We start from the raw sequence: 19,986 nt of genomic DNA, 5'->3' as shown, positions 1-19,986 counted from the left end.
TCCAGGGAGGGTGACACCCGGCCTCAGGAGCGTTTCTCGATCTCGGCACGGATGTCGGTGAAGTTGGCGCGGGCCGTGCTGGCCGACGCGGAGTACATCACGATCATGCCGACGCTACCCTTGTCCGCCCAGGCGCAGACTCCGAGCGGGATGTCCGAGGCGCTCCCGTCACCACATTTCGCGACGCCGCCGAGGGGGTCGGTGGAGACCGTGGACATCTTGCGAACATTCAGGTCCGACGCGAGCTCCTCGACGGTGGCATCCAACTCCTGGGCCGGGTTGAGGACGAAGCCAGAGGCGCCAGCGATCATGATGATGTTCTCATCCTCGAAGCTGCCGTAGAAGGCCCCGACCGTGCTGTTCCCGCTGCTGACCTTGCCCTCCAGCTCCTTCACCAACTCGTCGGCGAGCGCCTTCAGCTCGGAGTCGGTGCTCCTGGCCCGACCGTCGAGTGTCTTCGGTGCGACGAGGCGGATCTGTGGTTCAGGACTGGGCTCGGGGCTGGGCTCGGTCGACGGGGTTGGTTCCGCGCTGTCGGCGGCTTGCGACGCTTCCGCCGCGGGCGGGGCGGCGGCCGGGGTCGGCGCCGAGTTGTCGCCGCCGGAACGGGTGAGGTAGGCCAGGCCACCCAGCGTGAGCAGGAGTAGGCCGGCCAGGCCAAACGAGAGCAGCAGGGTGAACCGTGCCGGTCGGCGGGACGCCGGCGCCGCCGAATCGGACGGGGCCGCGGGGCTACCTGTCTCCGCTGGTTGCCGAGCCTGGTCAGCCAGGTCGGGCTCGACCGGAGGGATCGGCGGGATAGCGCGGTGCACCTGGGTCGGCTCATCCATTGTGGCCGACCAGTGGGGAGGGGCCGGCGGGGCGGCAGGGGCCGACCAGGAGCGCGGGGCCGGTGTGGGGTCGAGCGGGGGAGGGGGCCGCCAGCCGTCCGGTCGCGGTTCGGGGTGCTCCGGACGCGCGTGCCGGGCTGCGCGCGGCGGTGCGGACGGCGGCGGGTAGCTGGGCTGCGCACCGGGCTCCGGCGGGCTAGACCAGGGATCGACCGGTGAGGACATGACAACGCCTCCAGGCGAGGGTGCTGGCGGCTGATGCTAGCCGGTCCGGGCCCCGGTCCACCGGACCGACCCCCGCCGGCCAGAAACGCATCGTGGTGGCCACCCGAGGGCGGCCACCACGATCACGGGGAGGGGGCAGGTCAGGCCGGGAGGCTGGCGACCCCGGCCGGCAGGAACCGCTTGCCGGTGACCCGTTCGGTGGTGCCGGTGCGGTCCAGGTACGGCGTGACGCCGCCCAGGTGGAACGGCCAGCCGGCGCCCAGGATCAGGCACAGGTCGATGTCCTGCGCCTCGGCGACCACGCCCTCGTCGAGCATCAGCCGGATCTCCTGCGCCAGCGCGTCGAGTGCGTTCTGCCGGACCTGCTCGGCGGTGAGCGGCTGGTCGCCGACCACCAGCAGGTTGGCCACCTCGGCGTTGATCTCGTCGTTCACGACGATCGGTTTGCCGGCCTCGGCGATCCGCTTGAGGTTCTCGCTGACACCGAAGCGGTCCGGGAAGGCGGCGTGCAGGATGCCACCGACGTGGTGCGCCACCGCCGGCCCGACCAGCTGCAGCAACGCCAGTGGGCGCATCGGCAGGCCCAGCGGATCGAGCGCGTTGTTCGCCACCTCCAGCGGGGTGCCGGCGTCCACCGCGGCGAACACCGTGCCCAGGAAGCGGGTCAGCAGCCGGTTGACCACGAACGCGGGGGCGTCCTTCACCAGCACGCTCGACTTCTTCAGCTGCTTGCCGACGGCGAACGCGGTGGCCAGGGTGGCGTCGTCGGTCCGTTCACCGCGGACGATCTCCAGCAGCGGGAGCACGGCGACCGGGTTGAAGAAGTGGAAGCCGACCACCCGCTCCGGGTGCTCGAGGTCCGCGGCCATCGCCGTCACCGACAGCGACGACGTGTTGGTGGCCAGCACCGCCTCGGGCTTGACGATCTTCTCCAGCTCGGCCCAGACCTGCTTCTTGACGTTGAGGTCCTCGAAGACGGCCTCGATGACGAAGTCCGCGTCGGCGAAGACGGACTTGTCGACCGACCCGCTCACCAGGCCGTACAGCTTGGCGGCGGTGCCCTTGTCCATCCGGCCCTTGCTGACCGACTTCTCGATCTGCTCGTGCACGTAGGCCACGCCCTTGTCGACCCGGGCCTGGTCCAGGTCGGTCAGGACGACCGGTACCTGGAGACGGCGGGCGAAAAGGAGCGCGAGCTGGCTGGCCATCAGGCCGGCGCCGACGATGCCAACCTTGGTCACCGGCCGGGCCAGGTCCCGGTCGGGCGCCCCGGCCGGACGCTTGGCCCGCCGCTGCACCAGGTCGAACGCGTAGAGGCCGCTGCGCAGCTCCGGCGAGAAGACCAGGTCGGCCAGCGCCTCGTCCTCGGCGGTGGTGCCGGTGGCGAAGTCCGCCTCCTTGGCCATGCCGAGCAGTTCGAGGGCCCGGTTCGCGGAGGGGACGGCGCCGTGCAGGCGGGCGTCCAGGGTCTGCTTGGCGAAGAAGAGGACGCCGTCCCACATCTCCCGGTCAACCTCGGGCCGGGTCACGGTGTGCTCGCCGCGGACCACGCCGGCGGCCCACTCCAGGGACCGTTCAAGGAAGTCCGCCGGCTCCAGCAGGACGTCCGCGAGGCCCATCTCCGCCGCCTGCTTCGGCTTGAGCATCTTGTTCTGCATCAGCGGGTTCTGGATGATCACCTGGGTCGCCGCCGGGATGCCGACCAGGTTCGGCAGCAGCTGGGTGCCGCCCCAGCCGGGGACGATACCGAGCGAGACCTCGGGTAGGGCGAGGGCCGCGGCGCCCGCGGACAGCGTCCGGTAGTGGCAGTGCAGGGCCAGCTCCAGGCCGCCGCCCATGGCCGCGCCGTTGACGAAGGCGAAGGTCGGAACGTCGCTGTCCTTGAGCCGGGCGAAAACCCGGTGGCCCAGCCGCCCGACCTCCAGCGCCTGCGCCCGGTCGGTGAGCAATGGCAGGCCGGTGAGGTCCGCTCCGACGCAGAAGATGTAGGGCTTACCGGTCACCGCGACGAACGCCGGCTTCGCCGCCTGAGCTGCCGTGATCGCCTCGTCCAGGCTGGTCAGGCCACCAGGCCCGAGGGTGTTCGGCTTCTTGTGGTCGAAGCCGTTGTCCAGTGTGATCAGGGCGGCGGGGCGGTCCAGGCCCGGTACGTCCACCAAGCGCAGCAAGGCCTTGGTGACGACCTCGTTCGGTGCCACGATGCTCACTGTGCCTCCTCCATTCGGGACTGCGGGACGCACTGGCCCGACCCGTTGCTCGCGCTCACTTGGCTCCACCCTCCCAGTGCGGGTTCTCCCAGATCACGGTGCCGCCCATGCCGATGCCGATGCACATGCCGGTGAGGCCGTAGCGGACCTCCGGGTGCTCGGCGAAGTGCCGGGCGAGCTGGGTCATCAGCCGGACACCGGACGAGGCGAGCGGGTGGCCGATGGCGATCGCGCCGCCCCACGGGTTGACCCGCGGGTCGTCGTCGGCGATGCCGAAGTGGTCGAGGAAGGCGAGTACCTGGACCGCGAAGGCCTCGTTCAGCTCGAACAGGCCGATGTCGTCGATGGTCAGGCCGGCGATGCGCAGCGCCTTCTCGGTCGACGGGATCGGACCGATCCCCATCACCTCGGGCTCGACGCCGACGAACCCGTAGGAAACCAGCCGCATCGCGACCGGCAGACCCAGCTCCCGTGCGGTCTCCTCGGCGACGAGCAGGCTCGCCGTGGCGCCGTCGTTCAGCCCCGCCGCGTTACCGGCGGTGACCTTGCCGTGCGGGCGGAACGGAGTCTTCAGGGTGGCGAGCTTCTCCATCGAGGTGTCCCGCGGCGCCTCGTCCACGGTGGCCAGACCCCAGCCGGCCTCCGGGTCCCGGACCGCCACCGGCACCAGGTCGTCCTGGAGCTTGCCGTTGGCGTACGCCTTGGCGGTCTTCTGCTGGGAGGCGAGCGCGAACGCGTCGGTGCGCTCCTTGGTGATGTGGGGTACCCGGTCGTGCAGGTTCTCCGCGGTAGCCCCCATGACCAGGGCGGACTGGTCAACCAGTCGCTCCGCGACGATCCGCGGGTTCGGGTCGACTCCCTCGCCCATCGGGTGGCGGCCCATGTGCTCGACCCCACCGGCGATGGCGACGTCGTACGCGCCCATGGCGATGCCGCCGGCGACCGTGGTCACCGCGGTCATCGCGCCCGCGCACATCCGGTCGATGGCGAAGCCGGGCACGGTCTTGGGGAGGCCGGCCAGGAGCGCGGCGGTGCGGCCGATGGTCAGGCCCTGGTCGCCGATCTGGGTGGTGGCGGCGACGGCGACCTCCTCGACCCGCTCCGGCGGCAGCTGCGGGTTACGGCGCAGCAGCTCGCGGATGCAGCGGATCACCAGGTCATCTGCGCGGGTGTTGGCGTACATGCCCCCCGCTTTGCCGAACGGGGTGCGGACGCCGTCAACAAAGACGACATCCCGAACTTCACGGGGCACTTGAGCCTCCTAGCCGGATAGCCGGACTGGCGTTTTCTCGGATGCTACTTGTCAGTAACCAACTGGAGTACCACCCCCTGTGTGGCCCACCCCACATCGATGGCTCAGGTGTCGGCTGGCGGTGGGCCGACCAGGGCCCGGGTCAGGTCTGGCTGCAGCAGCGCGATCTGCCACTCGCGGGCACCCAGGCCGCGTAGGGTCTCCGCCACGGCGCCCTCGGTGATCTCCTCGGGCGGGACCCAGGCGAGGCGGCGAATCGAGTCCGGGGCGATCAGGTTCTCCGGTGGCAGGGTGTGCGCGCCGGCGGTTCCGACGACCACCTCCCGGCACCGGCTCAGCCGGGCCGCGGCGACCGGGTCCCGCTCGGCCCACCGGTGCGGCGGCGGCGGACCCTCGACCGCCGGCGCGACCGGCAGCGCCTCCGCTGGCAACTCCCGGGCATCGTCCAACGCCGCCAACCAGGTACGGGCCAGCCGGCGTACCGAGCGACCGCCGAAACCCGGCAGGGTCAGTAGCGTCTTCTCGTCCCGTGGATCCAGCTCGGCGGCGGCGACAATCGCCGAGTCCGGCAACACCCGTCCCGGCGCCGCGTCGCGGCGCGCCGCGATCTGGTCCCGGGCATACCACAGGGACCGTACCCGGGCCTGCGCCCGCGCCCCGCGGACCCGATGGATGCCCGAGGTGCGGCGCCAGGGGTCGGCGCGGACCCGGGGCGCGCGGGCACCATTGCGGACCAGCGCGGCGAACTCCTCGGCCGCCCACTCGGCCTTGCCCTGCCGAGTCAACTCGGCGTCGAGCGCGTCCCGGAGCTCGACCAGCAGCTCCACGTCCAGGGCGGCGTAGGTCAGCCAGGACTCCGGCAGCGGCCGGCTCGACCAGTCCGCCGCCGAGTGGTGTTTCTCCAGGCTGAAGCCAAGCAGGTTCTCGGTCAGCGCGGCGAGCCCGACCCGCTCGAAGCCGGCGAGCCGGGCGGCCAGTTCGGTGTCGAAGAGCCGCCGTGGCCGCAGGCCCAGCTCGGCCAGGCAGGGCAGATCCTGGCTGGCCGCGTGGAGCACCCACTCGGCCGCGCCGATGGCCTCGTCCAGACTGGTCAGTTCCGGCAGCGGCAGCGGGTCGATCAGGGCGGTGCCGGCGCCGGCGCGGCGCAGCTGCACCAGGTACGCCCGCTGGCTGTACCGGTAGCCGGAGGCGCGTTCGGCGTCCAGCGCCACCGGCCCGGTGCCCTGGGCGAAGCGGGCCACGACCTCGGCCAACTCCGCCGGGGTGGTCACCGGCTGAGGGGTGCCCTCGCCGGGCGCGGTCAGCGGGGTGGGGCCGCCCTCGGCGTCGCGCCGGGTGGTAGCTGGGCCACCAGCGGTCGGGTCAACGTCCGTGTCCCCCGACCGGATCGTCGGCGGGTACGGTGTGTCTCCCGTGCGGTTTGCGGCAGCCCGACGGGGTAGGGGTGGTTCGTCGGTCATCCGACAACCCTATTGCGCTACCCGATCGGGCGGGGACAGCCGGTCCAGTGCGTGTCGGGAGTCAGCCGTTTCGGTTGAGCAGACCGAGCAGACAAAGGATGCGCGTGCCGGATACGGTCGTAGACCGCGACATTCGTAGCGGTCGAACATTTAGCGGTCAAGGCCGGCGGTTGCCACCACGCGGCAACGGCATCGGCACGGGGAGGGCATGGCAATCATGAATACGGGTGAGGGATTATCCGAGGTGGGAGGCGAGTCCACGCCTGGACCCACCTGGTCCCCGCCGCTCCAGCCCGGCCCGTCCAGCGCGGCCTTCGCGGCCCCGGTTCCTCCGGCGGCCCCGGCTCCTCAAACGACCCCGGCTCCTCCGGTTCCTCAAACGGCCCCGGCTCCTCCGGTTCCTTCAGCGGTCCCGCCTTCTCCGGCTCCTTCAGCGGTCCCGCCTTCTCCGGCGGCTCCGCCGTACGGCGGCTCGGTCGCGTCTGGCCCCACCCAACCGTCGGCTTTTGGGCCGGGTGTTCCACCGCCGTTCGTGCCCCCTCCGGGCGGTCCAACCGGGCGCTGGCCCAGTGCCCAGCCGGCTCCCGCCCCGGCGTCTCGGCGGCCTGTCCTGTTCGGGCGGGTGGCCGTGGTGCTGGTTGTCGCGGCGCTGCTCTCGGTGACCGGTCTTCAGGCCTACCAGATCCATCAGCTCACCGGCCAACTCGCCGACACCGATCGGCGGCTGGGCGCCGAGCAGCAGGAGAGCCAGGCTCGGCTCGATGGGTTGGAGGCGCGGGCGCGGGAACTGGAGTCGGCGATCGGTGCTGCGTTCGATCCGGAGGCGATCGCCGCTGCCGCGTTGCCCAGCGTGTTTCGGATCCGCGCCGGGCAGTACACCGGCAGCGCGTTCGCCGTCGGTGAGCCGGCCGCCGATGGCGGCACCAATCTCTTCACCAACTTCCACGTGGTCGAAGAGGTCTGGGAGGACGGGGACCGGCAGGTCTTCCTGGAACGCACCGACCAGCGCTACCCGGCCACCATCGTCGAGGTTGACGAGGCCAACGACCTCGCCCAGCTTCGCACCACCAGCACCTTTACCGGGCTGGTCGCCGCCCCGTCCGCGGTCAAGTCCGGTCAGCCGATCGTCGTTGTGGGCGCGCCCCTCGGCCTGGAAGACAGCGTCACCACCGGTGTGGTGAGCGCGTTTCGTGAGGCCAAGGGGGGTGATCCGCCATTCATTCAGTTTGATGCGCCGATCAACCCGGGTAACTCGGGTGGCCCCGTCATCAACGACGAACAGCAGGTGGTCGGGATCGCCACCGCCAAGGCGTGGGACGCCGAGGGGATCAGTCTCGCCGTGCCGATCGCCACCGCCTGCGACGGTTTCGAGATCTGCTAACCCAGTTCCGGTGCCTCGTTTCATATCAGTTCGCTCTGCCCTGACCCGCGGGTGAACTGCCCGAACTGCTCCACAGGAGGAGTCATGTCCCATCCCCCGATCGAGCCGTCTGGAGCTGCGTCGCAGCCCACCGTGCCGGGGCAGCCGAGTTCGGCGCCCACCGTGCCGGGGCAGCCGAGTTCGGCGCCCACCGTGCCGGGGCAGCCGAGTTCGGCGCCCACCGTGCCGGGGCAGCCGAGTTCGGCGCCCACCGTGCCGGGGCAGCCGAGTTCGGCGCCCACCGTGCCGGGGCAGCCGAGTTCGGCGCCCACCGTGCCGGGGCAGCCGGTTCCAGCTGCGTCGCAGCCTGCTGTGCCCGGGCAGCCAACCGGCGATCCTGCCCCCGCGCCAGCCCCGTCGGCCGCGCCCTTGGACAGCACCATGCCGCTCCCGACCGTCAACCCCCCGGTCGAGCAGCCGATGTCGGCCCCGCCGCCGATGTCGGGTCCGCCGATGTCAGGTCCGCCGCCGATGTCGGGTCCGCCGATGTCAGGTCCGCCGTTTGGTACGACTGCTGGCAGCGTCCGGCCGGCTCGGGCGACGGTGATTCTGGCCGTGGTGGCGGGACTGCTGTTCCTCGTTGGTGGGGTGATGACCGGTCTGTTCCTGAATACCACCAGTGAGCTGAACCGGGCGGAGGAGCGGATCAGCGAGCAGCACTCGACCATCGAGGCGACCAGTGCCGAGTTGGAGCAGGTCAAGGTCGACCTGCAACGGGCTCAGGAGACGCTGGCGCGTACCCAACAGGATCTCACCGGTACCCAGAACGACCGGGACGAGCAGGCCCGGCAGAAGGAGGTTATCGCCAGCTGCCTGGACAAGCTCAACACCGCGCTCACCGCGGCGGCGTTCGGCGATGCGGAGGCGTTCGAGGAGGCCAACGAGGGCCTGGAAGAGGTGTGCGCAGAGGCCGACGACTATCTCTGACCGGGCGCGCCCCGGCGCTCAGGGTCGTGCCGGCGGTGCGGCGCTCAGGGTCGTGCCGGCGGTGCGGCGCTCAGGGTCGTGCCGGCGGTGCGGCGCTCAGGGAGCGCCGTCACCCCGGGCGGCGGTAGGCCGGCGGTCGAGGCGAGCAGGGTGCACCAGGCGTGCAGATGCGGCACGAGCGCGTCATCCACCGGCGTCCAGGACGCCCGGATCTCGACATCGCCGGCCGCGGGTGGCCCAGCCAGATCACCGAACCGGGTGGACATGGTCTGCGTGACGGTCCCCCCGATCGCCCGGTGTCGGGCGTTCCGCACCCTGAGGGCGTCGGTCAGCCAGGCCCAGCCCACCTCTGGCAGGAGCGGATCGGCGGCCAGATCCACCTCAAGCTCGGCGGTGACGTAGGTAACCAGTCGGAGCGTGCCCTGCCACGCCTCGTGCCCGGCGGGGTCGTGGAGGAGGATCAGTCGTCCGTTCGCCACCTCGTCGTCGTCCCGGAGGACGGTCGCGGCGAGGGCGAAGGCGAAGGGGGCCAGCCGTTGGGGCGCGCCGACCTCCTCCAACTGGATCTCGGACCGGGTGGCGGCCGATCGCAGCCCGTCAACCGCGCGGGCGAACGTCTCCGGGTGCGCGGTCGGGGGGGTCATTACTGAAGCGTAAGGGTCTTCGGGCCAGCCGATTCGGCGGCACGCCGGGAACCGGGGCGGCTGGCGACCGCGTCCGGACCCGAATGCCGTTTGTCGGCGCGGATCACACGATGTGACGGTGCCGGCGGGACGGGGCGGGCGGCGTGGCACGATGGGCCACGATGAGCACCGAGACCACGGGCGCCGCCGCCCGAGACGAGGGGCCGCGCCCCGGCGATCCGGCCGATTCTCCCTTCGTTCGCGCATGCCGGCGCGAGCCCGGCCCGCACACTCCGGTCTGGTTCATGCGGCAGGCGGGCCGCTCACTGCCGGAGTACCGGAAGATCCGCGCGAACGTGGCGATGTTGGAGTCCTGTCGCCGGCCGGAACTGATTACCGAGATCACTCTCCAGCCGGTGCGTCGGCACGGGGTTGACGCGGCGATCCTCTTCAGTGACATCGTGGTGCCGGTCGCCGCCGCCGGGGTGGCGTTGGACATCGTCCCGGGCACCGGCCCGGTGGTGACCGATCCCGTCACCGCCGCGGCGGATGTGGAGCGGATCCGGCCGATCACCCGCGAAGACGTTCACTATGTGGACGAAGCGGTCCGGATGCTGGTCGGAGAGCTGGGTGCGACCCCGCTGATCGGCTTCGCCGGCGCACCGTTCACCCTCGCCAGCTACCTCGTCGAGGGGGGCCCGTCGCGTAACCACACGAGGACCAAGGCCCTGATGTACGGCGACCCGGACCTGTGGCACGCCCTGGCCGGCCGGCTCGCCGAGGTGGCGCTGGCGTTCCTGAAGGTGCAGATCGACGCCGGCGTCTCCGCCGTGCAGCTCTTCGACTCCTGGGCCGGCGCCCTCTCCGAGGCCGACTACCGCCGGTACGTGCTGCCGCACTCAGAGACGGTCCTCGCCGGCCTCGCCGACGCCGGCGTTCCGCGGATCCACTTCGGGGTGGGCACCGGGGAGCTGCTAGGCGCGATGGGCGAGGCCGGCGCCGACGTGGTCGGCGTTGACTGGCGTACGCCGTTGGATGTCGCCGCCCGCCGGGTCGGCCCGCAGCGGGCGGTGCAGGGAAACCTGGATCCGTGTCTGCTGTTCGCCCCGTGGCCGGTGCTTGAGGCCGAGGTCCGACGGGTGCTGGCGCAGGGGCGTGCCGCCCCCGGACACATCTTCAACCTCGGCCACGGGGTGCTACCGGAGACCGACCCCGACGTCCTGACCCGGCTGGTGGCCCTGGTCCACGAGTTGACCGCTCGGGAAAGCGGAAGGAGCTGAGTGGCATGGCGACACCGTGGCGGATCGCGGTGGTCGGCGGTGGCATCGCCGGCCTCGCCGCCGCCGTCCAGTTGAGGGACCACGTTCCCACCGACACCGAGGTGACGGTTTACGAGCGTAGCGACTCCCTCGGTGGCAAGCTGCGCACCGGCGAACTCGCCGGCGCTCCGGTGGAGTTCGGCGCGGAAGCGTTCCTGATGCGCGACGGCGCCGGTGGGGAGTCGGCGGCGGTGACCCTGATCCGCCGGGTGGGGCTGGCCGACAACATCGTCCATCCCACCGTCGGGCAGGCGGCGCTCCTGGTCGGCGGTGAGCTGCACCCGCTGCCCCGGGGCACGCTGATCGGCGTACCCGGGGACCTCGCGGCGGTCGCGGCGGTGGCCCGCCCGACCGCGGAGGCCGATGTGGACACCGGTCGGCCGTTGCTCGCCCCCGACGCCGATGTCACGGTCGGCGAGCTGGTTCGGGCCAGACTGGGGGACGAGGTCGTCGACCGGTTGGTGGAGCCGATGCTCGGGGGCGTCTACGCCGGCCGCGCCGACGACCTCTCCCTGGCCGCCACCATGCCCGCGCTGACCCGAACCGCCCGGATCGAACACACCCTGGTCGGCGCGGTCCGCGCGGCGCAGGCGGCGGCGCCGCGGTCACCCGGTACGCCATTCTTCGGCACCCTGGCCGGTGGTCTCAGCACCCTGGTCGAGGCCGCCGCGTCGACCAGCGGCGCCACGATCCGGCGGAACGCGACGGTCCGGGCGCTGACCCCGGCGGGCGCGGGCTGGCGCCTGACCATCGGCCCGAACGGCGACGCGGAGCAGGTCCACGCCGACGCCGTGGTGCTGGCGGTGCCGGCCCGGCCGGCGGGGCGGCTGCTCGCCGATGTCGCCCCGGCCGCCGCCGAGAACGTCGGTGACCTGGCCTACGCCAGCATCGCCCTGGTCACCCTCGCGTTGCCGGCGACGGAGCTGCCCGGGCTCTCCGGCCTCCTGGTCCCGGTCGGCGAGGGGCTGCTGATGAAGGCGTCCACCTTCTTCACCACCAAGTGGGGGCACCTGCGCCGGCCCGACGGGTTGACCCTGGTCCGGGCCTCGATCGGCCGGTACGGGGACGAGGCGCAGCTGCAGCGCCCCGACGGGGAGCTCGTCGACACCGTGTACCGGGAACTGTCGGCGGTGCTCGGTGCCGAGCTGCCCACCCCCATCGCCACCCACGTGCAGCGCTGGGGTGGGTCACTGCCGCAGTACGCGCCAGGCCACCTGGAGCGGGTGGCGTCGGCACGGGCGACGCTGCGGGCACAGCGGCCAACCCTCGCGTTGGCGGGAGCCGGCTACGACGGCGTCGGGATTCCGGTCTGTATCCGTTCCGGCGCGGCGGCGGCCGACGAGATCATCACTGCACTGAAGGGTTCCGGGATATGACCGAGCAGACCAACGCGGCCCGACTGAACGAGCTGAACGCGACGATCCGGTACACCATGTGGTCGGTGTATCGGGCGAACCACGCCCTGCCGTCACTACGCGAGAACGTCACCGCCGAGGCGACCGCCTTCTTCGACGAACTGGCCGGCGAGGACGTGACCATCCGGGGCACGTACGACGTGGCCGGGCTGCGCGCCGACGCCGACCTGATGATCTGGTGGCACTCCTCGTCGAGTGACGCGCTCCAGGACGCGTACCTGCGGTTCCGGCGTACCACGCTGGGGCGGGCGTTGACCCCGGTCTGGTCCCAGCTCGGGCTGCACCGGCCGGCGGAGTTCAACAAGAGCCACGTTCCGGCGTTCCTCGCCGGTGAGCAGGCCCGGGACTACCTCTGCGTGTACCCCTTCGTCCGCTCGTACGAGTGGTATCTGCTGCCGGACGCGGAGCGGCGGGAGCTGCTGGCCGAGCATGGCGGGATGGCCCGCGGCTACCCCGACGTGCGGGCCAACACGGTCTCGTCGTTCGCCCTCGGTGACTACGAGTGGTTGCTCGCCTTCGAAGCCGACGAGTTGCACCGCATCGTTGACCTGATGCGGGACCTGAGGGCGTCCCGCGCCCGCCGGCACGTCCGGGAGGAGATCCCGTTCTACACCGGCCGGCGCCGCGAGATCGCCGACATCATCGCCAGCCTGCCCTGAGCGTGCCGCCCGCCCCACCCGGCGGTACGGCAGCGGCCCGGCCGGCTGCGCCGCTTTGGCAGCCGGGGGGCCTCGGCTGACCGTCGGGTGGGTAGGACGTGCGGGGGGTCAATCCGAGGTGGGCGTGGTGAACTCCGGCTGGTCGAGCACCCGTAGCCAGGACCCGTCGGGTTGGCGGCGGACGACCTGCGCCCGAGCGCCCGCGCCGTCGCTCGGCGGCGTGGAGGTGAGGGCGAGGTCGCCGCAGACCAGCGTGGGCAGCGGCGCTTCCGGGGTGAATTGTGGCCGGTTGGCGAGCACCTTCTCCCACAGGGCCTGGATTGCCGCGCGCCCGACGGTCTGCTGGCCGGGCGGGTAGGCCATGACCGCGTCCGGTTCGTAGAGCGCGGCGACGCCCGCGGCGTCGCCGGCGTTGGAGCGTTCGACGAACAGCCGGGTGAGGTCCTCGGGCTGCATCGCTTTCGTACGGTCCGACATGGTGTTCCTCTCGATGTTTCCGGCGGAGCGAAGCGTTTCGTTCGGCGCTTGCCTCCAGAACCAAGCGTGCCTTCGGTGACATCAGAAGTCCAACAGATAGTTCTTATGCGAGCTAGAATCTCTCGTTATGGAACTGAGGCAGCTGGAATACTTCGTCGCAGTCGCCGAGGAGGCCAGCTTCACCCGTGCCGCCGAGCGGGTGCGGATCAGCCAACCCGGAGTGAGTGCTCAGATCCGCGAGCTCGAACGCGAAGTCGGCGCCACCCTCATCGACCGCTCCACCCGAAGGGCGAGCCTCACCGATGCCGGCCGGGCCGCACTCGAACACGCCCGGGCCGCGCTCGCCTGTTCTGACGCGATGAAGCAGGCGGTCGGCGACGTGGTCGGACTCATCCGCGGTCGGCTCACCGTCGGCATGGTCATCGGGTGCACCATCACCCCGTTCTTCGACGCCCTGGCGGCGTTCCACCACGCGCACCCCGGCGTGGAGATCACCCTGCTCGAGCACCACTCGGCCCGGCTCCTCCAGGACGTCCAGGCCGGTGCTGTCGACCTCGCTCTCATCGGCACCGCCGATCCCACGCCGGCCGGGTCGAACTCCCTCACGATCATCAGCGAGCCACTCGTCGCCCTCGTCCCACCCGGGCATCTCCTCGCCCAGAAAGCGGCCGTGACCGTGGCCGAACTCGCCGACCACCCACTGGTGTGCATGCCCGAGGGCACCGGCATCCGTACCGTCCTCGACCGGGCCTGCACCCAACACCGCGTCCGACCGACCATCAGCGTGCAGGCCAGCGCCGCGGACGCCATCGCCGACCTCGCCGCCCGCGGGCTGGGCGTGGCCGTCCTCGCCGAGTCCATGTCGCGGGACCACCACGGCCGCCTGATCGCGCTGCCGATCGTCGACATCGACGAGCCAGCCCTGCTGGCCCTGGTCTGGAGCGGCACGCAGAGCCCAGCCCTCGATCGACTGGTCCGACACTGCCGCGACACCTTCGCTACCGGGCCGGGATCCCGGGCGCTGGCCCGGTAGCGATCCGCGGTGTGCTACGCCGCCGGGGCGTTCCGGCGCATCGGTGTGTGTCGAATGCCGTCCTCGAGGTACTCCGGCCCGGTGACCGTGAACCCGTGTCGGGTGTAGAAGTCGACCAGCTGTGACTGCGCTTCGAGGGTGCACGGGCTCTCGCCGACCTCCACGAGGGCCGCGGTCATCAGCTGGCCCGCGTACCCCGCGCCGCGTACCTCCTTCGCCACCACCACCCGGCCGATCTGTCGCTGACCGCCCGGACCGGCCAAGATCCGCAGGTACGCCACCGGCGCCCCGGCCTGCTCCAGCCAGAGATGGCGGGTGCCCGGCTCCACGTCCCGGCCGTCCAGCTCCGGGTACGGGCACTCCTGCTCCACCACGAACACGTCCACGCGTAGCCGGAGCAGGTCATGGAAGGCGCGGGCGGACAGGTCGGCGAAGGAAGCGGTCCGGAGCTCAGTGGTGGGCAGCATCCTGCGATGGTAGATCGCTGCCCGATGCCGATGCCGATGCCGATGCCGATGCCGATGCCGATGCCGATGCCGATGCCGATGCCGACGCCGGCTGCCGGGCGGCGGAGCGCCGCCGGCGAAGCAGCGTGCCGGCGACCGCCACCGCGAGCAGCGCGGCGACCGCGGCCCCGATCGTCCACGGGCCCAGACCGTCCACCCACCCGCTGATCGTGGCCTGCACCCGACCGGCCGCGTCGATCACCGGGTCGTTGACGTCGCCGCCGGCGAAGAGTCGGATCTCGTACCAGCCGTACCAGGCGACGTAGCCGCCGGTCAGCACCAGGAGCAGGCCGGCGACCCGGCCGAGCAGCGGCCCGGCCCGCCGGGTGCGCCGGACCAGAGACTCCCGGGCCAGCGCGACCGCGAGCGCGGCGGCGCCGACCATCAGCCCCATCCCGACCGCGTACGCGACGAAGAGCCCGGCCCCGGCGAGCGGGCTACCCGCCCGGAATCCAGCGACCACCACGGCCAGGAACGGTCCGATGGTGCAGCCGAGGGAGGCGATCGCGTAGGCCGCACCGAAGAGAACCATCGATCCAAAGCTGCGCCGAACCTCGGGACCGTTGGCGATCCGGGGGGCGAAGGTCGGTAGCGCCCGGCCCGCGGCGAGCCAGCCGCCGGTGGCGACCAAGGCGAGCCCGATCGCGACCGACACCCAGGGCAGGCGGCTGGCCAGGGCGTCGGCGGCGGGGCCGGCGAGGAGCCCGAACCCACCGAAGACGGCGACGAAGCCGAGGGTCATGGCGGCCGTCAGGGCCAACGCCCGACCCACCGGCGCGAGCGGCCCGCGACCGTCCGCCGGGCTGTCCCCCAGCACCAGCATCGACAGGTACGCCGGCAGCAGCGCGAAGCCGCACGGATTGACGGCGGCGAGCAGCCCGGCGCCGAGCGCGAGACCGTAGGGGGCGTCAACCATCTCAGGTCAGCTCCGCGACCCGCTCGCGTAGGTCGGCCTGGGAGAGCGAACCCTTGTGGACGACCTTGCCGGTGGAGTCCAGCAGCACGTAGTACTGCTGCGAGACCACCTCGAACCGCTGCCACACCTCGCCCGCGTCGTCGGCCAGCTGCGGGAAGCCCTCGATGCCCGTGTCCTGAGCGAATCGGCGCATCGCGTCGTCACCGCTGCCGAGCCCGGCCACCCCGACCACGTTCACCCGGTCGGCGTTCTCCCGCTGCACGGCCGCCACCGAGTCGGCCTCGCCCCGGCACGTGGGGCACCAGGCGGCCCAGAACCAGAAGACGGTGGGCTTGCCGGCGAGACTGGCCCCCGTGAACGTGTCACCGTCGATGGTGCGGGCGGTGAAGTCGAGGGTCTGCGGCACCTCCGCTGCCGGCTCGCCGGTCGGGCTCGCCCCGGTGCTGGCGGGCGCGCTGCTGGACGCGGTCGTCGGGGCGGGGGTGGGCTCGTCACCCGCGGCGGTGTCCTCAGAGCTCCCGCAGGCGGAGAGCGCCAGAACTATGGTTAGTGCGATCGGGATTGACCGGGTCATGGTGGGCATGTCCGGATGTTAGCCCGGGTGCAGCACCGGGTCTTCTTACCGCTCGCTAACGTCGGCGTCCCAAACGCCACCCGGCTGTCTCCGCCTGGAAACCGCTACCTGGAGTGATCAGCCGGCCCCCTGCCCTGCTGTCCCCGTTCGCTCAGGATGGTCGGGCTCCGACCGAGTCGCGGACCTGGGCGCCCTCGGTTCCCTCCTTGCGCCGGGCACAGTTCGCGCAGCAGAAGAAGCGGCCGGAGACCTCGACGCCGTGGCCTACGATCTTGACCTGGCATTGTTCGCAGATCGGAGCCAGCTTGTGCGCGGCGCACTCGAAGCTGTCAAAGGTGTGCACGTCACCGCTGATCGTACGCACCTCAAAGCTCAACCAGTAATCATTCTCGCAAACCTCACAGGTCGCCATGCTATTCCCCCAGAGTATGGATTCCGGAGATAAGCGTTAAACATCGAATCGGCGCCGGCAACCGGAATCGGTAAACCGGGAGGGCCGATCGACATCCGGGTGCGCGGCCAGCCGGGTGGCTTCGCCCCGACGGCCGCGGTGCGCCCTGCTCCGGTTGGCCGGCGCCGTCAGGACTCGTGGGGCTTCAGCCGGAGGGACACTGAGTTCACACAGTGCCGGGTGTCCTTCGGGGTGAAGCCCTCACCGGTGAAGACGTGCCCCAGGTGGCTGTCGCAGCGGGCACAGCGGATCTCCGTCCGGACCATGCCCATACTCCGGTCCTCGACCTCTCGAACCCGTCCGGGAATGGCGTCGTCGAAGCTCGGCCAGCCGCAGTGGGAGTCGAACTTCGTATCGCTGGCGAACAACTCCTGGTCGCAGGCGCGGCAGTGGTAGACCCCCGGGGTCCTGGTGCTCACGTACTCACCGCTCCCCGGGGCCTCGGTGCCGTGCTCCCGCAGCACCCGGAACTCCTCGGGGCTGAGCCGGACCCGCCACTCGTCCTCGGTGCGGGGCAGTTCGTTGTCGTCGAGACTCACCCGCCAACAGTACGTCGAAGGTCGGAGTCATCGCATATGGTCGCGCAATGGGTGGCACGAGGGCCGCAGCCGAAGAGATCGAGGTCGCCGGGCGGCGGGTCCGGCTGAGCAGCCCCGAGCGGGTGGTTTTCCCACAACGGGGCTACACCAAGGCCGACGTCTTCCACTACTACCTCGCCGTCGGTCCGGGCATCATGCGGGCGCTCGGCGAGCGGCCGACCACCCTGCAACGCTTCCCCGACGGGATCGAAGGGGAGGCCTTCTTCCAGAAGCGGGTGCCGGCGCGCGGGGTGCCACCCTGGGTTCGCACCGCGCAGATCAGCTTCCCCAGCGGCCGGAAGGCGGCCGAGCTCTGCCCGGCTGATCTGGCTCACGTGGCGTGGGCAGCCCAGATGGGCACCGTGGTCTTTCACCCGTGGCCGGTGCGTGCCGGCGACCCGGACCACCCCGACGAGCTGCGGATCGACCTCGACCCGCAGCCCGGCACCGACTTCGCCGACGCGGCGGAAGCGGCGGCCGAGCTCCGCGGGATCCTGGCCGAGCTGGGTGTCCCCGGTTGGCCGAAGACCTCCGGCGGTCGGGGCGTCCACGTCTATCTGCGGATCCAGCCGCGCTGGACCTTCGTCGAGGTCCGCCGGGCGACCATCGCCCTGGCCCGGGAGCTGGAACGGCGCCGCCCCGAGCTGGTCACCACCGCGTGGTGGAAGGAGGAGCGTGGCGCCCGGGTCTTCGTCGACTACAACCAGATGGCCCGGGACCGGACGATCGCGTGCGCGTACTCGCTGCGGGCCAACGCCCGCGCCACCGCCTCCGCGCCGCTGGCCTGGGACGAGTTGGCCGACGCCGAGCCGGACGACTTCGACCTGCGCAGCGTGCCGGCGCGGCTGGCCGAGCGCGGTGACCCGCACGCCGGCATCGACGACGCCCCGTGGGACCTCACGCCGCTGCTGGAGTGGGTCGAGCGGGACGCCGCGAACGGGCAGGGCGACCTGCCCTACCCGCCGGAACACCCCAAGATGCCCGGCGAGCCGAAGCGGGTGCAGCCGTCCAAGGACCGCGACCGCCCCCGCTGAGCCGTCACAGCGGCAGCTTCATGCCCTCGTGGCTGGCGACGAAACCGAGACCCAGATAGAAGCGGTGCGCCTCCTGCCGGGACTTGTCGGTCGTCAGCTGGACCAGCGCACACCCACGCGCCCGCGCCTGGTCGATCGCCCAGGCCATCAGCTGCCGGCCCAGCCCCCGTCCGCGTTGGTCGGAGCGGACCCGGACCGACTCGATCAACTGTCGCTCGGCGCCGTGCCGGCTGAGCCCAGGAATGTAGGTGAGCTGCATGCAGCCCAGCACCTCGCCGCCGGCCTCGGCGACGACGAGCTGGTTGCGGGGGTCGGCCATGATTGCCGCGAACGCCCGCTCGTAGCGGGCGTCAACCTGCCCCACCTCCCGGGTGCGCCCCAGCCGGTCGTCGGTGAGCAGGTCGAGCACGGCGGGCAGGTCGACCCGGACCGCCTCTCGGAAGATCACGTCGCTCATCCGGGGAGGATGACACAACGGCGGGCGCCCCGGCCACGACCGAGGTCACTGTGGCGGGCAGCTTTTCCCCTCAGCCGGCACGGCAAGGTCAACCAGGTACGCGTCAACCGCCGCGTTGATACAGTCCGTCTGCGGATAGGCGGTGTGCCCCTCGCCCTCCCAGGTGAGCACCCGACCCACGCCCAGCATCTCGGCCAGCGCCGGGGTCTGCTCGTAGGGGGTCGCCGGATCCCCCGTGGTGCCCACCACCAGGATCGGTGGCGCCCCGTCCGCGGCCCCGGTCGGGTACGGGTCCCGGCCGCCGGGCCACTCGGTGCAGGCGAGCAGGCCGACCGCGAGCGCCGGGCCGAACAGCGGGTACTGCTCACGCCACTGCGACTGGAGCTCCCGGATCTGCTCCCGGCTCGGCCGCTCCGCCTCGTCGGCGCAGTTCACCGCGAGGTTCGCGTCGAACAGGTTCGAGTAGGTGCCGTCGGGCTCCCGACCCGCGTACGCGTCGGCGAGGCGGAACACCCCGGTCGCGTCCCCGCCCGCCAACTCGTCGATCGCCTGGGCCAGCTGCTCCCAGCCGGCCTCGGTGTAGAGCGAGGAGACCACCGCGTAGAAGATCCACCCCGGAGTCGCCTCCCGCCCATCGTCGCCCCGGACCGGGGAGACCCGCGCCTTGTCGATCGCCGAGGTGACCGCCTCCCGCGCGCTGGGGGCGATCGGGCAGCGGTCGGAGTTGGTGGAGCACCACAGGGAGAAGTTGTCGAAGGCCCGCTCGAAGCCCTTGGCCTGGCTCTCCGAGCTGGCCACCTGGTCCAGCCGAGGGTCAACGGCCCCGTCCAGCACCAGCGCCCGCACCCGCTCCGGGTGGAGTTGGGCGTAGACGGCGCCGAGCAGGGTGCCGTACGAGTAGCCGAGATAGGTCAACTTCTCGTCGCCGACGGCAGCCCGGATCGCGTCGATGTCGTGGGCCGCCTGCTCCGTGCCGTACAGCGCGAGCTGGTCGCCGTAGCGGTCGCCGCACTCGCGCCCGATCCGCTGGTTCAGCTCGACGAGACCGTCGAAGGACTGCTGGCTCACCGGGTCCGGGTCGTAGCCGAAGCTGGCGTCGAGGCTGGCGTCCGAGACGCACTCCACCGGGCTGGAACGGCCCACCCCACGCGGGTCGAAGCCGATGATGTCGAAGTGCTCGATGATCGGGACAGGTAGATGACCCCTCCATCCGGGGTGGGAGAGGTAGACAGCGGTGTCAATGCCGGAGCCACCCGGTCCACCGGGGTTGATCAGCAGCGAGCCGATCCGGTCCCGTTGGTGCGTGGAACGGATCCGCAGTAGCGCGATCTCGAAGGTCTCCCCGGCACCCGGGCCGGCGGTGGCGGCGGCGCCGTCGGCCCAGTTTCGGGGGACCTTGATCCGGGTGCACTCATAGCTCATGCTCGGGGGAACAGGCCCCACCAACTCCTCGGCCACCTCCGGACAGGCCTGCCAGGTCGGCGTGGTGCCGGACTGCTCCGAGGGCTGGGCCTCGGTGCGCGGCGCGAACGCCGGCAGGGTGCAGCCGGCGGCGAGAAGCGTGCTGGCCACCAGGAGCACAGCCGGGACGAACCGGCGGGCGGGGGTGCGGATCACGGGGTG

Annotated in this window: 21 protein-coding genes; 7 read left to right on the top strand and 14 right to left on the bottom strand. The window is 71.6% G+C overall.

The features are described from left to right. Window positions 1-23 precede the first annotated feature (23 nt). The 4 genes from SALPAC3_RS0106835 to SALPAC3_RS0106820 form a co-directional block, all read right to left on the bottom strand. A complete protein-coding gene (locus SALPAC3_RS0106835; RefSeq protein ID WP_018220514.1) occupies window positions 24-830 on the bottom strand; it encodes a hypothetical protein in 807 nt (268 codons plus the stop codon). Window positions 831-1,195: 365 nt separating this feature from the next. Continuing rightward, window positions 1,196-3,262, bottom strand: a complete 2,067-nt coding sequence (locus tag SALPAC3_RS0106830) for a 3-hydroxyacyl-CoA dehydrogenase NAD-binding domain-containing protein (RefSeq protein ID WP_018220513.1) — start codon at window positions 3,260-3,262, stop codon at window positions 1,196-1,198. 55 nt (window positions 3,263-3,317) lie between these two features. Beyond that, the gene (locus SALPAC3_RS0106825; protein WP_026185301.1) at window positions 3,318-4,514 is read right to left on the bottom strand and encodes a thiolase family protein; all 1,197 of its coding nucleotides are present in this window, start codon (window positions 4,512-4,514) and stop codon (window positions 3,318-3,320) included. Between the two features lie 104 nt (window positions 4,515-4,618). Beyond that, window positions 4,619-5,974 carry an HRDC domain-containing protein gene (locus SALPAC3_RS0106820; protein ID WP_018220511.1) on the bottom strand — a complete coding sequence of 452 codons (1,356 nt, stop codon included), beginning with the start codon at window positions 5,972-5,974 and terminating at the stop codon, window positions 4,619-4,621. A 622-nt stretch (window positions 5,975-6,596) separates the two neighbouring features. On the opposite strand from SALPAC3_RS0106820, the gene SALPAC3_RS25440 reads away from it, so the two are divergent. Next, window positions 6,597-7,355 carry a S1C family serine protease gene (locus SALPAC3_RS25440; RefSeq protein WP_018220510.1) on the top strand — a complete coding sequence of 253 codons (759 nt, stop codon included), beginning with the start codon at window positions 6,597-6,599 and terminating at the stop codon, window positions 7,353-7,355. Between the two features lie 20 nt (window positions 7,356-7,375). Here SALPAC3_RS25440 and SALPAC3_RS0106810 read toward each other — a convergent pair whose 3' ends face one another. After that, on the bottom strand, window positions 7,376-7,666 hold the full coding sequence (locus SALPAC3_RS0106810; protein ID WP_018220509.1) for a hypothetical protein: 291 nt from the start codon (window positions 7,664-7,666) through the stop codon (window positions 7,376-7,378). A gap of 109 nt (window positions 7,667-7,775) precedes the next feature. On the opposite strand from SALPAC3_RS0106810, the gene SALPAC3_RS0106805 reads away from it, so the two are divergent. Then, entirely contained in the window at window positions 7,776-8,321 is a 546-nt protein-coding gene (locus SALPAC3_RS0106805; protein WP_018220508.1) for a hypothetical protein, read from the top strand. Window positions 8,322-8,365: 44 nt separating this feature from the next. On the opposite strand, the gene SALPAC3_RS0106800 is transcribed toward SALPAC3_RS0106805, so the two are convergent. After that, a complete protein-coding gene (locus tag SALPAC3_RS0106800; RefSeq protein ID WP_018220507.1) occupies window positions 8,366-8,965 on the bottom strand; it encodes a DUF3000 domain-containing protein in 600 nt (199 codons plus the stop codon). A 161-nt stretch (window positions 8,966-9,126) separates the two neighbouring features. Between SALPAC3_RS0106800 and hemE the strand changes: the two genes are divergently transcribed. The 3 genes from hemE to hemQ are packed head-to-tail and all read left to right on the top strand — an operon-like array spanning window position 9,127 to window position 12,337. Then, window positions 9,127-10,224, top strand: coding sequence for a uroporphyrinogen decarboxylase (hemE, locus tag SALPAC3_RS0106795; protein ID WP_018220506.1), 1,098 nt, complete (start codon window positions 9,127-9,129; stop codon window positions 10,222-10,224). A gap of 5 nt (window positions 10,225-10,229) precedes the next feature. Next, window positions 10,230-11,639, top strand: a complete 1,410-nt coding sequence (gene hemG, locus SALPAC3_RS0106790; protein ID WP_018220505.1) for a protoporphyrinogen oxidase — start codon at window positions 10,230-10,232, stop codon at window positions 11,637-11,639. Then, window positions 11,636-12,337, top strand: a complete 702-nt coding sequence (gene hemQ, locus SALPAC3_RS0106785; protein WP_018220504.1) for a hydrogen peroxide-dependent heme synthase — start codon at window positions 11,636-11,638, stop codon at window positions 12,335-12,337. The genes hemG and hemQ overlap by 4 nt, the downstream gene beginning before the upstream one ends. Window positions 12,338-12,445: 108 nt before the next feature. On the opposite strand, the gene SALPAC3_RS0106780 is transcribed toward hemQ, so the two are convergent. Further along, window positions 12,446-12,793: a YybH family protein gene (locus SALPAC3_RS0106780; protein ID WP_018220503.1), complete on the bottom strand. Its 348-nt coding sequence runs from the start codon at window positions 12,791-12,793 to the stop codon at window positions 12,446-12,448. A gap of 148 nt (window positions 12,794-12,941) precedes the next feature. On the opposite strand from SALPAC3_RS0106780, the gene SALPAC3_RS0106775 reads away from it, so the two are divergent. After that, window positions 12,942-13,847 (top strand): LysR family transcriptional regulator, encoded by a 906-nt coding sequence (locus SALPAC3_RS0106775; RefSeq protein ID WP_018220502.1) that lies wholly within the window; start codon window positions 12,942-12,944, stop codon window positions 13,845-13,847. Between the two features lie 14 nt (window positions 13,848-13,861). Here SALPAC3_RS0106775 and SALPAC3_RS0106770 read toward each other — a convergent pair whose 3' ends face one another. From SALPAC3_RS0106770 to msrB, 5 genes are all read right to left on the bottom strand, one after another. Then, a complete protein-coding gene (locus tag SALPAC3_RS0106770; RefSeq protein WP_018220501.1) occupies window positions 13,862-14,314 on the bottom strand; it encodes a GNAT family N-acetyltransferase in 453 nt (150 codons plus the stop codon). Continuing rightward, window positions 14,298-15,269 carry a cytochrome c biogenesis CcdA family protein gene (locus SALPAC3_RS0106765; protein WP_018220500.1) on the bottom strand — a complete coding sequence of 324 codons (972 nt, stop codon included), beginning with the start codon at window positions 15,267-15,269 and terminating at the stop codon, window positions 14,298-14,300. The genes SALPAC3_RS0106770 and SALPAC3_RS0106765 overlap by 17 nt, the downstream gene beginning before the upstream one ends. A 1-nt stretch (window position 15,270) precedes the next feature. Further along, window positions 15,271-15,852 carry a TlpA family protein disulfide reductase gene (locus tag SALPAC3_RS0106760; RefSeq protein ID WP_018220499.1) on the bottom strand — a complete coding sequence of 194 codons (582 nt, stop codon included), beginning with the start codon at window positions 15,850-15,852 and terminating at the stop codon, window positions 15,271-15,273. A gap of 142 nt (window positions 15,853-15,994) precedes the next feature. Continuing rightward, window positions 15,995-16,255, bottom strand: coding sequence for a hypothetical protein (locus SALPAC3_RS0106755; RefSeq protein WP_018220498.1), 261 nt, complete (start codon window positions 16,253-16,255; stop codon window positions 15,995-15,997). 167 nt (window positions 16,256-16,422) lie between these two features. Continuing rightward, window positions 16,423-16,833 (bottom strand): peptide-methionine (R)-S-oxide reductase MsrB, encoded by a 411-nt coding sequence (msrB, locus tag SALPAC3_RS0106750; protein ID WP_018220497.1) that lies wholly within the window; start codon window positions 16,831-16,833, stop codon window positions 16,423-16,425. A gap of 47 nt (window positions 16,834-16,880) precedes the next feature. Here msrB and ligD point away from each other — a divergent pair, with 47 nt between their 5' ends. Then, window positions 16,881-17,906, top strand: a complete 1,026-nt coding sequence (gene ligD / locus SALPAC3_RS0106745) for a non-homologous end-joining DNA ligase (protein WP_018220496.1) — start codon at window positions 16,881-16,883, stop codon at window positions 17,904-17,906. Window positions 17,907-17,910: 4 nt separating this feature from the next. Here ligD and SALPAC3_RS0106740 read toward each other — a convergent pair whose 3' ends face one another. Continuing rightward, window positions 17,911-18,363: a GNAT family N-acetyltransferase gene (locus SALPAC3_RS0106740; RefSeq protein ID WP_018220495.1), complete on the bottom strand. Its 453-nt coding sequence runs from the start codon at window positions 18,361-18,363 to the stop codon at window positions 17,911-17,913. 45 nt (window positions 18,364-18,408) lie between these two features. Next, window positions 18,409-19,980 (bottom strand): alpha/beta hydrolase, encoded by a 1,572-nt coding sequence (locus SALPAC3_RS0106735; RefSeq protein ID WP_018220494.1) that lies wholly within the window; start codon window positions 19,978-19,980, stop codon window positions 18,409-18,411. Window positions 19,981-19,986: the final 6 nt, after the last annotated feature.

It is taken from the genome of Salinispora pacifica DSM 45544, from assembly GCF_000378845.1.
Classification (GTDB): Bacteria; Actinomycetota; Actinomycetes; order Mycobacteriales; family Micromonosporaceae; genus Micromonospora; species Micromonospora pacifica.
The sequence above is the reverse complement of the archived record's forward strand: the minus strand, read 5'-3'. Positions and strand labels throughout refer to the sequence as shown.